The 608-nt window shown below is 41.8% G+C and carries 1 protein-coding gene; it reads right to left on the bottom strand.

The window, feature by feature from the left end:
* A partial coding sequence (locus tag ACFIJL_RS09800; RefSeq protein ID WP_375624542.1) for an autotransporter domain-containing protein occupies window positions 1-608 on the bottom strand: 608 nt, incomplete at both ends.

Raw genomic sequence — 608 nt, 5'->3', positions numbered from 1 at the left:
GGACGGTTGTTCTCAGTGGAAATGGTTTTTGTCAAACGTCCACCAACACGGATTAACCATTGAGAAGGATTGTTCATATCAACGGTAAAATTATCAGCATCTTCAATGGTGTTAAACATCAAATGTTGATAAGCAATTTGTGCTTGTGGCTCGAAGGTTAAACCTTCCATTCCGGTTGCAAATTCTTTGCCAACAGTGGTGGAGATACTCAACATTTTGGCATTTTGCAATTTTGCGGTATTTCCTCTGATGGCATTGCCGATATCTCCTTTTATTATCCCATAGGATAGCAGTGTATCCATATAGAAACCATTGTTATGCTGTACGCTGCCATAAGCTGTTAGTGACCATTTATCCAATGTGCTCTTACTTGCATCATCCATATCCTTTGGAGTGAAAGACAGCCGCCCATAGGTGCCTACAAGACCGAAATGTATCGTGGTATTTTGCCCTTCAATTGCTGCTAATGTGACACCGGCTTGGAGAGCAGCATAGCGGATATCAGCACCATAACCATATTTGAGAGGTCCGCGTTCAGAAGATAAGGTTCCTGTGTTTCCGTAAGTATAGAGGAAGAAACCGGTTTGTTTTTCCTCTTCTTTTCCTAA

Origin of the sequence: Bartonella sp. TT119HLJHH (assembly GCF_042193385.1) — a bacterium.
GTDB lineage: Bacteria > Pseudomonadota > Alphaproteobacteria > Rhizobiales > Rhizobiaceae > Bartonella.
The sequence above is the reverse complement of the archived record's forward strand: the minus strand, read 5'-3'. Positions and strand labels throughout refer to the sequence as shown.